We start from the raw sequence: 12,930 nt of genomic DNA, 5'->3' as shown, positions 1-12,930 counted from the left end.
TTGAGTTCTCAAGGAACGGACGCTTCCTTTGTACTCACCCTCTCGGGCTTTCCTCCGGGCTTTCGTTCTGTTCTTGCGTTTCCGACTCTATCAGACTCTTTCGTGTCTGAATTTCCTCGGCGCTTTCCAGGTTTTCGCTTTCGCGTTTCCCTTTCCGGCGGTTCCGACTCTATCAGAAGTTTTCCACCGGATTTCCCGGCTTCGAATTTCCTGAATGAGGAGTCGGCTGTACCCCGCGGAAGTTGACTCCGTATGGGGTGAGAGAGAGTTTAAACCATCGCTGCCGAACTTGTCCAGTTCGAGGCAACCGTTCGAATCTACCTCCCCGTGGCGACTGTGTCAACAGTCGTTCCGGGACGACGAGGAGACTAGCAGCTCAACCGCCTAGTACGCACATCAGGCCGCAGTCGGAAGCGTGGCCGTCTGGTCGGCGGCCTCCACGTCGCCCGCCTCGCCGGCCCGGGACGCTCGGCCGCCCAGGACGAAGACGTACAGGAGGAAAGCCGCCTCGGCCACGACGCCGATCGTGATGCGGGCCCAGGTGGGGAGGCCCGACGGGGTCACGAAGCCTTCGATCAGGCCCGAGATGAACAGGACCACCGCGAGGCCGATGGCCATGCCGAGCGCGGCGCGGCCCTGTTCGGCGAGGGCCGTGCGGCGGGTGCGGGGGCCCGGGTCGATGACCGTCCAGCCCAGGCGCAGGCCCGTGCCCGCGGCCACGAAGACCGCCGTCAGTTCGAGCAGGCCGTGCGGGAGGATCAGGCCGAGGAAGACGTCGAGGCGGCCGGCGGCGGACATCAGGCCGAGGCCGACGCCCAGGTTGGCCATGTTCAGGAAGAGGATCCACAGCACGGGCAGGCCCAGGAAGGCGCCCAGGACCAGGCAGATCGCCGCCGCCTGGGCGTTGTTCGTCCAGACCTGGGCGGCGAAGGAGCCCGCCGGGTGGCTGGAGTAGTACGTCTCGTACTGGCCGCCCGGCTGGGTGAGCGCCTTCAGGTCCTCCGGGGCCGCGATGGCGCCCTGGACCTCGGGGTGCGTGGCTATCCACCAGCCGATGAGCACGCCGAGCGCCGTGGAGAGCAGCGCGGTCGGTATCCACCAGCGCCGGCTGCGGTAGACCGCGGCCGGGAAGCCCGCCGTGAAGAACCGGGCGGCGTCGCGCCACCCGGCGCGGCGGGCGCCCGTCACCGTGGCGCGGGCGCGGGCGACCAGCTGGGTCAGCCGGCCCGTGAGCATGGGGTCGGGGGCGCTGGACTGGATGAGGGAGAGATGGGTGGAGGTGCGCTGGTAGAGCGCGACGAGTTCGTCGGCCTCCGCGCCGGTGAGCTTGCGGCCGCGGCCCAGGAGCTGCTCCAGGCGGTCCCATTCCGCGCGATGTGCCGTCACGAAGACGTCGAGATCCATCCGGTTGCCGCTCCCCTGCCCCAGGTCCCCTGCTACTGCCTATTCCTAGTGTGGTCAGCTTGGCAGACTGGGTGCCGTACGGGCGGGGCAGGTCACATGAGAGGTGCTGTGGTGAGCGATCTGGTGACGGGGGACGCGGTCGTCCTGGGGCTGCGGCCCGCGAGACTGCCGAGCCGTGCGCTGGCGATCCTCCTGGACCTGCTCGTGTACGTCACCGGATACGTGCTCATCTCGATCGGGTTGACCCTCGCGACCGCCTCGCTCGACGATGCCGCGCAGGCCGCCGTGGCGGTGGCGAGCTTCCTGCTGTTGCTGGTCGGCGTGCCGATCGCGGTGGAGACGCTGTCCCACGGGCGTTCGCTGGGCAAGCTGGCCTGCGGGCTGCGGGTGGTGCGGGACGACGGCGGGCCGATCCGGTTCCGGCACGCGCTCGTGCGCGGGGCCATGGGGGTCGTGGAGCTGATGATGACCTTCGGGTCCGTGGCGTGCATCGCCTCGCTGGTGTCGGCGCGGGGGCGGCGGCTCGGGGACGTCTTCGCGGGGACGCTGGTGGTCCGGGAGCGGGTGCCCGGGGCCCGGGTGATGCCGATGCCTCCGCCGCCGCCGTGGCTGGCCGGGCGGTTCACCGGGCTGGACCTGTCGGCGGTGCCGGACGGGCTGTGGCTGGCGATCCGGCAGTACCTGACGCGGATGAACCAGCTGGATCCGCAGGTGGGTGCCGCCATGGCGGCGCAGCTCGCGGACGACCTGGTGGCGCGTACGGGGGCGCCGCCGCCCGCGGGCGTACCGGCCGCCGCGTTCCTGATGGCCGTGGTGCACGAGCGGCAGTCGCGCGACGCCGCCCGGGCCTTCCGCCCTGCCGCTCCGGCTCCGGCGCCCGTGCCCATGCCCGTGCCCGTGCCGGGGCCTTTTGCCGCGCCCGTGCCCTTGGGCGCGCCGGCCCCCGCGCCCGCTCAAGCTCCTTACGTCGCTCCCGCGCCCGTGGCTCCCGTAGAGGCCCCGCGCGCCGGCGGGTTCGCGCCGCCTGCCTGAGGGGTCACTGCTCCTCGAAGGCCGAGGGCGGGGTCTCCAGGTGTTCGAGCTCGATGCCGGGGGCCGAGAGGACCACGTCTCCGGCGATGTGGATCGTGTGGACCTCACCCGTGTCCAGGGCGCTGACCTGGTACTCGTCCACCAGGAGCGGGCCGCTGTCCGTGGCGTGCTCCGCGCGGGCCACCAGGGCCCAGGCCTGGTCGACCGTACGGGGGGCCAGTACCGGGTCGGTGAGGGCGAGGAGGCGGACGCGGGTGGCGGGGGCGCCGGGGGACAGGCGCAGCAGGCGGGACGTGGCGACGAGGAAGGCCGGGGAGGTGCCGGTGAAGCCGGGGGCGGCGATGTTGCCCTCGGTGGCCTCGGTGCCGGTGGGGTCGGTTCGGACCCAGGTGACGCCGTCGATGGCGGCGCCGCGGACCTGCCAGCTCGCGGCGTTGACCTCCATGCGGATGGGACGGCCGAGCTCGTCGATCGCGAGGTCGACGGAACCGCGGTGGTCGCCGCCGGGGCCGGTGAGCTGGGAGACGTAGCGCCAGCCGGAGGGGCCGGGGGCGCAGTGGAAGTGCTCCTCGCCGAGGGGGGTGTGGTCGTGCGGGTCGTGGAGCGAGTAGCGGCCGCGGGGCATGGTGCGCACACTTCTTGGGATCGAGGGCTGGAGGGGGGGCTGGAGCCAGGGCCGGAGCGGGGGCTGTGGCCAGGTGTATGGGGCAGGCCCCCGGCACACGTGCCGGGGGCCTGCTTCACATTCTGCTACCGCTGGTCGGATCAGTAGCGGTAGTGGTCCGGCTTGTACGGGCCCTCGACCTTGACGCCGATGTAGTCGGCCTGCTCCTTGCGGAGGGTGGTGAGCTTGACGCCGAGGGCGTCGAGGTGGAGGCGCGCGACCTTCTCGTCGAGGTGCTTGGGGAGCACGTAGACGTCGGTCGGGTACTCCTCGGGCTTCGTGAAGAGCTCGATCTGGGCCAGGGTCTGGTCCGCGAAGGAGTTCGACATGACGAAGGACGGGTGGCCGGTCGCGTTGCCGAGGTTCAGCAGGCGGCCCTCGGAGAGGACGATCAGGACCTTGCCGTCGGGGAACTTCCAGGTGTGGACCTGGGGCTTGACCTCGTCCTTGACGATGCCCTCGACCTTGGCCAGGCCGGCCATGTCGATCTCGTTGTCGAAGTGGCCGATGTTGCCCACGATGGCCTGGTGCTTCATCTTGGCCATGTCGGCGGCCATGATGATGTCCTTGTTGCCGGTGGTCGTGATGAAGATGTCGGCCGTCTCGACGACGTCGTCCAGGGTCGCGACCTGGTAGCCGTCCATGGCCGCCTGGAGCGCGCAGATCGGGTCGATCTCGGTGACGATGACGCGCGCGCCCTGGCCGCGGAGGGACTCGGCGCAGCCCTTGCCGACGTCGCCGTAGCCGCAGACGACCGCGACCTTGCCGCCGATGAGGACGTCGGTGGCGCGGTTGATGCCGTCGATCAGGGAGTGGCGGCAGCCGTACTTGTTGTCGAACTTCGACTTGGTGACGGCGTCGTTCACGTTGATCGCCGGGAAGAGCAGGTCGCCGGACTGCATCATCTCGTAGAGGCGGTGCACACCGGTGGTGGTCTCCTCGGTCACGCCGCGGATCTCGGACGCGAGCTGCGTCCACTTCTGCGGGCTCTCGCCGAGGGTGCGGTTGAGCAGGGTGAGGATGTACGCGTATTCCTCGGAGTCCGCCGTGGACGGGTCCGGGGCCTCGCCGGCCTTCTCGAACTCGACGCCCTTGTGGACGAGGAGGGTGGCGTCACCACCGTCGTCGAGGATCATGTTCGGGCCGCCGGTGGGGGTGTTCGGCCAGGTCAGCGCCTGCTCGGTGCACCACCAGTACTCCTCCAGCGTCTCGCCCTTCCAGGCGAAGACGGGGACGCCCTGCGGGTTCTCCGGGGTGCCGTTCGGGCCCACCGCGATGGCGGCGGCCGCGTGGTCCTGGGTGGAGAAGATGTTGCAGGAGGCCCAGCGGACGTCGGCGCCGAGGGCGACGAGGGTCTCGATGAGGACGGCCGTCTGCACGGTCATGTGCAGCGAGCCGGTGATGCGGGCGCCGGCCAGGGGCTGGGTCGCCGCGTACTCCGCGCGGATCGACATCAGACCCGGCATCTCGTGCTCGGCCAGGGTGATCTCCTTGCGGCCGAACGCGGCAAGGGAGAGGTCTGCGACCTTGAAGTCCATGGGTGCTGCTCCTCATGGTTCGAGAGGGTGGGTACGGCTGGTCCGTGCGCCGTCCTGGGGACGGGACACCGAGCACAGTCCGTCGGGGGTCCTCTCTCCCCTCGGCCGGTCGCAAGGACCGCCCGACCCGCCATCAGCAGCGACGCCTGACACTGACGTCGAATCTACACCGATCGGCGGAGCGTGCCCCAGTCGGACGGGCAAGAAGCCGTCTCTTGTCTTCGGGCCGTCCGGCAGGCATTTTCAGGGCCTTTCGGACTTTTGATGCACCCCTTACGTGGGGCAGGATGCCGGTGGATCGGAACTCGTGCGCGATTCCGCAGGACCCCGTTGGCGCGAAGGAGATTTCAGTGACCAGTCCGGCAGGCCCTCCCGCCGACGGGGACGCTGGGGGCACCTCCCAGACGAAGTCTGGGGGAGGGCCCGAGCGCCTGAAGTTGCTCGCCGTCACCGCGTGTCCCACGGGGATCGCCCACACCTACATGGCCGCGGAGAAGCTCCAGCAGGCCGCCGACCGCCTCGGTGTCGACATGAAGGTGGAGACCCAGGGCTCGATCGGGGCCGAAAACGTACTGTCTGACAACGATGTCAGGGGCGCCGACGGCATCATCATCGCCGCCGACAAGGAGGTCGACCGCGCGCGCTTCGCGGGCAAGCGGGTCCTGTCCACCGGAGTCGCGGACGGCATCCACCGGCCCGAGGAGCTGATCGAGCGCGTGCGGAGCGCGCCCGTGCAGACCGGGACGGGCGCGGCCGCTGGGCCAGGGCCTGGCGACGCTGCTGCGGCGCAAGCTCTACAGCGACCAGGAGCGGGAGACGGGGATCGCCGCACTGTTCATGGGCTTCTTCGGCATCTCCGAAGGTGCCATTCCGTTCGCCGCGGCGCGGCCGGCGCAGGTCATCCCGGCGAACATGCTCGGCGGCGCCGTCGCCGGTGCGATCGCGGGCGTGGCCGGGGTCGAGGACTCGGTGCCGCACGGCGGGCCGGTCGTCTCACTGTTCGGCGCCGTCAGCGGCGTCGCGATGTTCTTCGTCGCGATCGCGGCCGGCGTGCTGGTCACCGCGGTGACGACCAACGCGCTGATCGAGCTCAAGCTGCGCAAGGACGGCGGGGCCGCTCCGGAGGCGCTCGGCCCCGAGCCGGTACTGGTCGGCGCGGGTGCGGGCACGGGCACGGGCACGGGCACGGGCGCGGGCGCGGGCACGGGACCCGGTGGGACGGCCGTACGGACGCAGGCCGCGCCCGCCGCCGCTCCAGCCGGGCGGCCGGAGGTGCTGTCCGGGTACCTGACCGAGCGGACCGTCAAGACGCGGCTGGCCGCGGACTCCAAGGAGGCGGCGATCCGCGAGATGGCGCAGATGCTGGCCGCCACCGGCAACGTCCGGGACGTGGACGAGCTCGTACGGGTCGCACTCGCGCGGGAGGCGCAGGGCACGACCGGTCTCGGCGAGTCGATCGCGATCCCGCACGCCAAGACGGACGCGGTGACCCGGCCCACGGTGGGCTTCGCCCGGTCCGACGAGGGCATCGAGTGGGGCGCGCTGGACGGGACGAAGGCCCGGCTGGTGTTCATGATCTCGGTGCCGGAGGCCTCGGCCGGCGACGAGCACCTGCGGATCCTGGCGCTGCTGTCGCGCAAGCTGATGGACACCGGCTTCCGGGAGCGGCTCCGGGCCGCGCCCGACGAGGCGGCGATCCTGGACGTGCTGAGCGAGATCCGGTAGGCCGCACGGGCCCGCGTACCGCACGGGCCCGCGTACGGCTGGTGCTGTGACCGGCAAGGTTCGCTGGGTCGCGGCGTCCGGTGCGGTACATCGCAAGGCGGAGGACCGCGGCTCGTACTGGACGTACCAGCGCGGTCCGACAACGCGGCGAGGTGCCGTGCCGGGGGCCGTGACCCGGTGAACCTTTCCGGTCACAGCACCAGTAGGCCCCCGCGGCCCGATCGAGCCGCGGGGGCCTTCGTGTCTTCGTACGTCCTCAGCGGCCGTCTGCGGGCGGCGCCTGGTAGATGTCCGGTTCGAGGTAGATGACGCGGGCGATCGGGACCGCCTCGCGGATGCGGGCCTCGGCGGCGTTGATCGCGTCGGCCACCTCGGCCGCGGTGTCGTCGTGCTGGACGGCGATCTTGGCGGCGACCAGCAGTTCCTCCGGGCCCAGGTGCAGGGTCCGCATGTGGATCAGGCCGGTGACGGTCTCGCCGTCGATGACCGCGGCCTTGATCTTCTCGACCTCTTCGGTGCCCGCGGCCTCGCCGAGGAGCAGGGACTTGGTCTCCGCGGCGAGGATGATCGCGATGATGATGAGCAGGACGCCGATGCACAGCGTGCCGATGCCGTCCCAGATGCCGTCGCCGGTCAGCAGGGCGATGCCGACGCCCCCGAGGGCCAGGACCAGGCCGACGAGTGCGCCGAGGTCCTCCAGGAGGACCACGGGGAGCTCGGGGGCCTTGGCGCGCTTGATGAACTGGCCCCAGGTCTGGTTCCCGCGGATCTCGTTCGACTCCTTGATCGCGGTGCGGAAGGAGAAGGACTCGGCGATGATCGCGAAGACGAGCACGCCGACCGGCCAGTACCAGTGCTCGATCTCGTGCGGGTCCTTGATCTTCTCGATGCCCTCGTAGATGGCGAACATGCCACCGACGGTGAAGAGCACGATGGAGACGAGGAAGGCGTAGATGTAGCGCTCGCGCCCGTACCCGAAGGGGTGCTGCGGGGTCGCCTCGCGCTGGGCCTTCTTTCCGCCGAGGAGCAGCAGTCCCTGGTTCCCGGAGTCGGCCAGCGAGTGGACGCTTTCCGCGAGCATCGACGAGGAGCCGCTGAAGAGGAATGCCACGAATTTGGCCACAGCGATGGCGAGGTTGGCAGCGAGTGCCGCCACGATCGCCTTGGTACCGCCCGACGCGCTCATGGGTGCTGAGTGTCCTTCCTAGCCGCTGACGTCCGGCCGCACATTGTTGCAGCCGCTGGGACGGACGCCACGTCAGACGACTACCGTCGCGCGGAAGATCGTCCCGGTTCCGGACAGTTCGACCTTTTCGCCCGCCGGTACGAAGACCGATTCGCCGGGTGACAGGGTCAGTTCGCCCGCGCGGGGCGCGCCTTCCGTGCAGAGCAGGATCTGCGGGGAGCCCTCCGGGAGGATGCGGGAGGCGCCACCGGGGGCGAGGAGGAAGCGGGAGAGCCGGAACTCGTCGATGGGGGCCTCGTAGACCTCCTCGCCGTCGCCCTCCGGGCGCAGCACGTTCGGATCGCCCCACTCGAAGTTCGTGATCTTCAGCAGCTCGGGGACGTCCACGTGTTTGGGGGTGAGTCCGGCGCGCAGCACGTTGTCGGAGTTGGCGAGCAGCTCGACGCCGAGGCCGTCGATGTAGGCGTGCGGGACGCCCGCGCCGAGGAACACGGCCTCGCCGGGCTGGAGTCGGAAGTGGTTGAGGAGCATGGCCGCGATGACTCCCGGGTCGCCCGGGTAGTGGTGGACCAGGGAGGCGTACGGGGTGTACGGGCCGCCGAGGCGGTCGACGGCGGCCGCGGTCTCGGCGACCGAGTGGGCCATCTCGGTACGGTCCGCGGTCAGTACGGCGGTCAGCACCTCGCGCAGCGCGGCGTCCTCGGGATGGGCCCGCAGCAGGTCCGCGTACGGCTTGAGGGAGTCGACGCCCAGGCCTTCGATCAACTCCGCGGCCTCCTGCGGGTGGCGGAAACCGCACAGCCCGTCGAACGGGGTGAGCGCGCAGAGCATTTCGGGCTTGTGGTTGGGGTCCTTGTAGTTGCGGTGGGCCGCGTCGATGGGGACGCCGCGGCGCTCCTCGTCCTCGAAGCCCGCCTTGGCCTGGGCCAGGTCGGGGTGGACCTGGAGGGAGAGCGGGGCGCCGGCGGCGAGGATCTTGAGGAGGAAGGGCAGTCCGGGGCCGAACTTGGCGACGGTCGCGGCGCCCAACTCCCCTTCGGGGTCGGCGGCGATGACGTCGGAGAGCGCCCTCTCGCCGGCGCCTCGGTCGAGGCGGGACGGGGCGCCCGGGTGGGCTCCCATCCACAGCTCGGCCTGGGGCTCACCGGTGGGTTCGACACCGAGCAGTGTGGGGAGCGCCGTGGTGGATCCCCAGGCGTAGGGGCGGATCGTGTTGGTCAGGCGGTCCATCGTCGTCTTCCTGGATAGAGCCGGGCAGCGTGTTTCTACCTCAGCTGTGTCCCCCGGAAGCCAACGCCAGGTAGGCGGTGGCGAAATCCGTGACGGCGAGGAGTTCGGCGAGCTGCTCCAGCTCCACCCCCTCCTCCGGTTCGATCTCGCTGATGGCCGTGTCGTGGCTGAGGGCGAGCTCGCGTGCGGCGGGGGCGGCGGTGAGGCCTCCGGCCGGCCGGTCACGCAGCAGGACGATGCGGGCGCGGAGAGCCTGGGGCTCGTCGACCCGGTCACGGAAGAAGTCTTCGGGATCGGCTCCGGCGGCGAAGTCACCGGCGAGCAGGACGCCGTGGGCGGGCAGCGCCTCGGGGAGCACGGCGGCCAGTGCGGGGCGGCCGGCGAGCTCGGCGAGGGTGGCGGCGAAGCGGCGGCCGGCGGGTGCGGCCCCGGTGCCTTCGCTCCAGATGAGCGGGAGGGAGTCGGCCAGCTCGGAGGCGAGGGTCTTCGCCGGGTTGGAGTAGGTGGCGATGGCCGGCCCGCAGCGTTCGGCGGTGCGGTCGAGCCGGTCGGCGACGAGCTGGAGGGTGTCGGGGGCGGCGGTGATCAGGCCGACCCTGTCGAGGAGCAGCAGCAGCGGCGTCAGCAGGGCCCAGAGGGCGCCGGGTCCGGCCGCTGCGGATTCGTCGTACTCCTGGTACGGGGCCTTGGCCATCGGTACGAGGAGCCCGTGCGCGCCCTCCACCGCCTCGCTCAGCGGTGAGCGCTCGGGGGCGACGGCGACGACGGAGCAGCCGCGCCGGTAGGCCTGCTCGGCGAGGACACCGAGCCCGGGCTCGGTGCCGTCGGTGGTGGCGATGAGCAGCAGGTCGACGGGGCCGGCCCAGCCGGGCAGGGCCCAGCGGAGCGCGCCGGCGGCGTGGGCGACGCCGGTGGGGTCCAGCCGGATGACGGGCGCCGAGGCGCCGGCGAGGGCGCCCAGCAGGTCGGCGACGCCGGTGGCGGCGGTGCCGGGCCCGGCGATCAGGACGGCGCGCGGACGGCCGTCGGGACGCAGGTCGGCGAGGCCCGCCTCGGTCGAGTGCCGGGCCGCGGTACGGACCCGGGCCCCGGCCTCGGCCGCGCCGCGGAGCAGGCCCCGGCGGTCGATGCGGGCGAGATCGTCAGGGGCGTCGAGGAGCGACTCGTCGAGCATGGCGGCCTCCGGCTGTTGGGTGACGGAACCAGTCTGCGCGTCTCGCGGCGTGCGGTGGCTCAGGCGGGGCGGCGGGCCTCGTCCACGAGGAGCACCGGGATGCCGTCACGGACCGGGTAGGCGAGGCCGCAGTCCTGGCCGGTGCAGATCAGCTCGGGGGCCGTCTCGTCGGCCGACTTGTCCTCGAGGGGCGCGTGGCAGGCGGGGCAGGCGAGGATCTGCAGAAGTCCGGCTTCGAGCGGCATGTGGTGCGTCCCTTCGGGGATGTGGATCGGGCGGGGTCAGCCTACCGCCGAGTCAACTCCGTTGCGGCTTGGAGGTGACGTGCCGTGCGGCGCGGTGCCCTGAGTCTGGTGCGGCGCCGTTGCCGGGGCTCCGCCCCGGACCCCGCGCCTCAAACGCCGGCGGGGCTGATGTCACCCGCCGGGGCCTGGATGTGGGGGACGGGCCGGAGTTTGCGCGGAGCGCAGTCCGGCCCGCCCCCGGCACTCACGCGCGGATGAGGGCGAGGACCTCGTCGCGGACCTTGGCGAGGGTCGCCGCGTCGCGGGCTTCGACGTTCAGGCGCAGGAGGGGCTCGGTGTTGGAGGCGCGGACGTTGAACCACCAGTCCGTGCCCGTGGCCGTCAGGCCGTCCAGCTCGTCCAGGGTGACGCCCTCGCGGGCGCCGTAGGTCTCCTTGACGGCGGCCAGGCGGCCCGCCTGGTCGGCGACCGTGGAGTTGATCTCCCCGGAGCCCTCGTAGCGGTCGTAGGAGGCCGTCAGGGCCGACAGCGGGCCGTCCTGGCCGCCCAGGGCCGCCAGGACGTGGAGCGCGGCGAGCATGCCCGTGTCCGCGTTCCAGAAGTCCTTGAAGTAGTAGTGCGCCGAGTGCTCGCCGCCGAAGATGGCGCCGGTCTTGGCCATCTCCTCCTTGATGAAGGAGTGGCCCACGCGGGTGCGGACGGGCGTGCCGCCGTGCTCGCGGACGACCTCGGGGACCGACCAGGAGGTGATCAGGTTGTGGATCACGGTGCCGGTGCCGCCGTTGCGGGCCAGTTCGCGGGCCGCGACCAGGGCGGTGATCGCGGACGGGGAGACGCCCTCGCCGCGCTCGTCGACGATGAAGCAGCGGTCCGCGTCGCCGTCGAAGGCGATGCCGAGGTCGGCGCCCTCGGCCAGCACGCGGGCCTGGAGGTCGACGATGTTCTTCGGGTCCAGCGGGTTCGCCTCGTGGTTCGGGAACGTCCCGTCCAGCTCGAAGTACATCGGGACGAGCTCCAGCGGCAGGCCCTCGAAGACCGTGGGGACGGTGTGGCCGCCCATGCCGTTGCCCGCGTCGACGACGACCTTCAGCGGGCGGATCGCCGCCAGGTCGACCAGGCCGCGCAGGTGGTCGGAGTAGCCGGTCAGGGTGTCCTGCTCGGTGATCGTGCCCGGGACGGTGCCGGCGGGGATGGCGGGCGTGCCCTCGTCGGACCACTTCTCCACCAGCTCGCGGATCTGCGAGAGGCCGGTGTCCTGGCCGACCGGGGCGGCGCCCGCGCGGCAGAGCTTGATGCCGTTGTACCGGGCCGGGTTGTGCGAGGCCGTGAACATGGCGCCGGGCAGGTTCAGCGACCCGGAGGCGTAGTACAGCTGGTCGGTGGAGCACAGCCCGATCAGCGTGACGTCCACACCGCGGGCGGCCGCGCCGCGCGCGAAGGCGGCGGACAGGCCCGGGGAGGAGGGACGCATGTCGTGGCCGATGACGATCGCCGAAGCGGCCGTGACCTCGACGAACGCGGCACCGAACAGCTCCGCCAGGGGCTCGTCCCACTCGTCCGGTACGACGCCACGTACGTCGTACGCCTTGACGATGTTCGAAAGATCTGCGGCCACTGCCTGCCCTCCTGAAGGTTCTGTGCGGTTCGGCAAACCTACCCTGAACCCGGAGGGGCTTTTCAGACGATCGAAGCGTCAGGAATCCGGCGATCTCAGGACGCGCAGGTGTCCGCGACGCGTCTCGCCGGCGACCCGGCCACCTTGGCCGGATCCCCCCGCCTCCGCCGCGCGCCCGGGCGGGCGGGCGGCCTCGCGGACGGCGTTGGCGAGGGCTTCGAGGTCGTCGCCGCTGGGGCGGGACGGCCCGGAGCCGTCGGACAGGCGCACGACGTCCCAGCCCCGGGGGGCGGTCAGGCGCTCCGAGTGCTCGGCGCACAGGTCGTAGCAGTGTGGTTCGGCGTAGGTGGCGAGCGGGCCGAGAACTGCGGTCGAATCGGCGTAGACGTACGTCAGTGTCGCGACGGCAGGGCGGCCGCACGCGGTGCGCGAACAGCGACGTACAAGGCTCACGACGTTGGACGGTACCGCACTCTTGACCGGGCCGCGACGACTCCACCGCCCCTCACTCCCCCGTGTCGTGGTCGGGGCTACCCTGCGGGGGTGATGGACAGCCCCCTGCCTCCCCGCCCCGCCGAGCCCCCCGCCGGGGCCCCCGCCGAGCCGCGTCCGCGCCGTCGGGACCGGCACGGGCGCGGGATGCGCGGTCCGGTGGCCCCTCCGCAGGTGCCCCTGGCCGCGAGCCGGGCGGAGCTGTTCGGGGACCTCGTACGGGATTCCGTCGAGCGGCTGGAGCGGCGCTGGCCGCAGCTCGCCGAGGTGGAGTTCCTCGTCGGTGACGTGCCGGGCCCGCCGGGTGGTGCGGACGCCGGCTGGAACGACGAGGCGGTGCCGCTGGGCGCGGTGTCGGAGCCCCGCGAGGGGCGGCCGGCCCGGGTCGTGGTGTTTCGGCGTCCGGTGGAGATCCGTACCAAGACGCGGGACGAGAAGGCGATGCTGGTCCACGAGGTCGTGGTGGAGCAGGTGGCGGAGCTGCTGGGGCTGTCGCCGGAGACCGTGGATCCGCGGTACGGGCAGGACTGACCCGAGCCGCCGGTCGCAGGGTGCGGCGCCGTTGCCGGGGGCGCTGCCCCCGGACCCCCGCGCCTCAAACGCCGGCGGGGCTGGTTTGTGCCCG

The 12,930-nt window shown here is 71.8% G+C and carries 11 protein-coding genes and 1 pseudogene; 3 read left to right on the top strand and 9 right to left on the bottom strand.

Annotated elements, in window-relative coordinates:
* Nucleotides 1-396 precede the first annotated feature (396 nt).
* On the bottom strand, nucleotides 397-1,404 hold the full coding sequence (locus tag ACZ45T_RS14905; protein ID WP_468441108.1) for a stage II sporulation protein M: 1,008 nt from the start codon (nucleotides 1,402-1,404) through the stop codon (nucleotides 397-399).
* 111 nt (nucleotides 1,405-1,515) lie between these two features.
* Between ACZ45T_RS14905 and ACZ45T_RS14900 the strand changes: the two genes are divergently transcribed.
* Nucleotides 1,516-2,436, top strand: a complete 921-nt coding sequence (locus ACZ45T_RS14900; protein ID WP_468441106.1) for an RDD family protein — start codon at nucleotides 1,516-1,518, stop codon at nucleotides 2,434-2,436.
* 4 nt (nucleotides 2,437-2,440) lie between these two features.
* Here ACZ45T_RS14900 and ACZ45T_RS14895 read toward each other — a convergent pair whose 3' ends face one another.
* Nucleotides 2,441-3,061, bottom strand: a complete 621-nt coding sequence (locus tag ACZ45T_RS14895) for a hypothetical protein (RefSeq protein ID WP_468441155.1) — start codon at nucleotides 3,059-3,061, stop codon at nucleotides 2,441-2,443.
* A gap of 140 nt (nucleotides 3,062-3,201) precedes the next feature.
* Nucleotides 3,202-4,638, bottom strand: a complete 1,437-nt coding sequence (gene ahcY / locus ACZ45T_RS14890) for an adenosylhomocysteinase (RefSeq protein WP_468441104.1) — start codon at nucleotides 4,636-4,638, stop codon at nucleotides 3,202-3,204.
* Between the two features lie 350 nt (nucleotides 4,639-4,988).
* On the opposite strand from ahcY, the pseudogene ACZ45T_RS14885 reads away from it, so the two are divergent.
* Nucleotides 4,989-6,363, top strand: a pseudogene (locus ACZ45T_RS14885) (fructose PTS transporter subunit IIA).
* A 256-nt stretch (nucleotides 6,364-6,619) separates the two neighbouring features.
* Here the strand turns inward: ACZ45T_RS14885 and ACZ45T_RS14880 are convergent.
* The 6 genes from ACZ45T_RS14880 to ACZ45T_RS14855 all read right to left on the bottom strand — a co-directional run bounded on the left by ACZ45T_RS14880 (nucleotide 6,620) and on the right by ACZ45T_RS14855 (nucleotide 12,266).
* Nucleotides 6,620-7,549 carry a cation diffusion facilitator family transporter gene (locus ACZ45T_RS14880; RefSeq protein WP_468441102.1) on the bottom strand — a complete coding sequence of 310 codons (930 nt, stop codon included), beginning with the start codon at nucleotides 7,547-7,549 and terminating at the stop codon, nucleotides 6,620-6,622.
* Between the two features lie 72 nt (nucleotides 7,550-7,621).
* On the bottom strand, nucleotides 7,622-8,779 hold the full coding sequence (gene manA / locus ACZ45T_RS14875) for a mannose-6-phosphate isomerase, class I (RefSeq protein WP_468441100.1): 1,158 nt from the start codon (nucleotides 8,777-8,779) through the stop codon (nucleotides 7,622-7,624).
* Between the two features lie 40 nt (nucleotides 8,780-8,819).
* Entirely contained in the window at nucleotides 8,820-9,953 is a 1,134-nt protein-coding gene (locus ACZ45T_RS14870) for an SIS domain-containing protein (protein ID WP_468441098.1), read from the bottom strand.
* A gap of 59 nt (nucleotides 9,954-10,012) precedes the next feature.
* Complete coding sequence (locus ACZ45T_RS14865) at nucleotides 10,013-10,198, bottom strand: Trm112 family protein (RefSeq protein ID WP_319733427.1); 186 nt, start codon at nucleotides 10,196-10,198, stop codon at nucleotides 10,013-10,015.
* A gap of 244 nt (nucleotides 10,199-10,442) precedes the next feature.
* Complete coding sequence (locus ACZ45T_RS14860) at nucleotides 10,443-11,813, bottom strand: phosphomannomutase/phosphoglucomutase (protein ID WP_468441096.1); 1,371 nt, start codon at nucleotides 11,811-11,813, stop codon at nucleotides 10,443-10,445.
* A 78-nt stretch (nucleotides 11,814-11,891) separates the two neighbouring features.
* Entirely contained in the window at nucleotides 11,892-12,266 is a 375-nt protein-coding gene (locus tag ACZ45T_RS14855; RefSeq protein ID WP_468441094.1) for a DUF3499 domain-containing protein, read from the bottom strand.
* A 93-nt stretch (nucleotides 12,267-12,359) separates the two neighbouring features.
* On the opposite strand from ACZ45T_RS14855, the gene ACZ45T_RS14850 reads away from it, so the two are divergent.
* Nucleotides 12,360-12,836 (top strand): metallopeptidase family protein, encoded by a 477-nt coding sequence (locus tag ACZ45T_RS14850; protein ID WP_468441153.1) that lies wholly within the window; start codon nucleotides 12,360-12,362, stop codon nucleotides 12,834-12,836.
* The last annotated feature ends 94 nt before the right edge of the window (nucleotides 12,837-12,930 follow it).

This window comes from Streptomyces sp. NPDC030995 (assembly GCF_055571215.1).
The sequence above is the reverse complement of the archived record's forward strand: the minus strand, read 5'-3'. Positions and strand labels throughout refer to the sequence as shown.

Excerpts from the sequence above, each read along its gene's own strand:
- ACZ45T_RS14865 (WP_319733427.1), bottom strand. The coding sequence starts at position 10,198 with ATGCCGCTCGAAGCCGGACTTCTGCAGATCCTCGCCTGCCCCGCCTGC.
- ACZ45T_RS14870 (WP_468441098.1), bottom strand. The coding sequence starts at position 9,953 with ATGCTCGACGAGTCGCTCCTCGACGCCCCTGACGATCTCGCCCGCATC.
- ACZ45T_RS14895 (WP_468441155.1), bottom strand. The coding sequence starts at position 3,061 with ATGCCCCGCGGCCGCTACTCGCTCCACGACCCGCACGACCACACCCCC.
- manA (WP_468441100.1), bottom strand. The coding sequence starts at position 8,779 with ATGGACCGCCTGACCAACACGATCCGCCCCTACGCCTGGGGATCCACC.
- ACZ45T_RS14905 (WP_468441108.1), bottom strand. The coding sequence starts at position 1,404 with ATGGATCTCGACGTCTTCGTGACGGCACATCGCGCGGAATGGGACCGC.
- ahcY (WP_468441104.1), bottom strand. The coding sequence starts at position 4,638 with ATGGACTTCAAGGTCGCAGACCTCTCCCTTGCCGCGTTCGGCCGCAAG.
- ACZ45T_RS14880 (WP_468441102.1), bottom strand. The coding sequence starts at position 7,549 with ATGAGCGCGTCGGGCGGTACCAAGGCGATCGTGGCGGCACTCGCTGCC.
- ACZ45T_RS14850 (WP_468441153.1), top strand. The coding sequence starts at position 12,360 with ATGGACAGCCCCCTGCCTCCCCGCCCCGCCGAGCCCCCCGCCGGGGCC.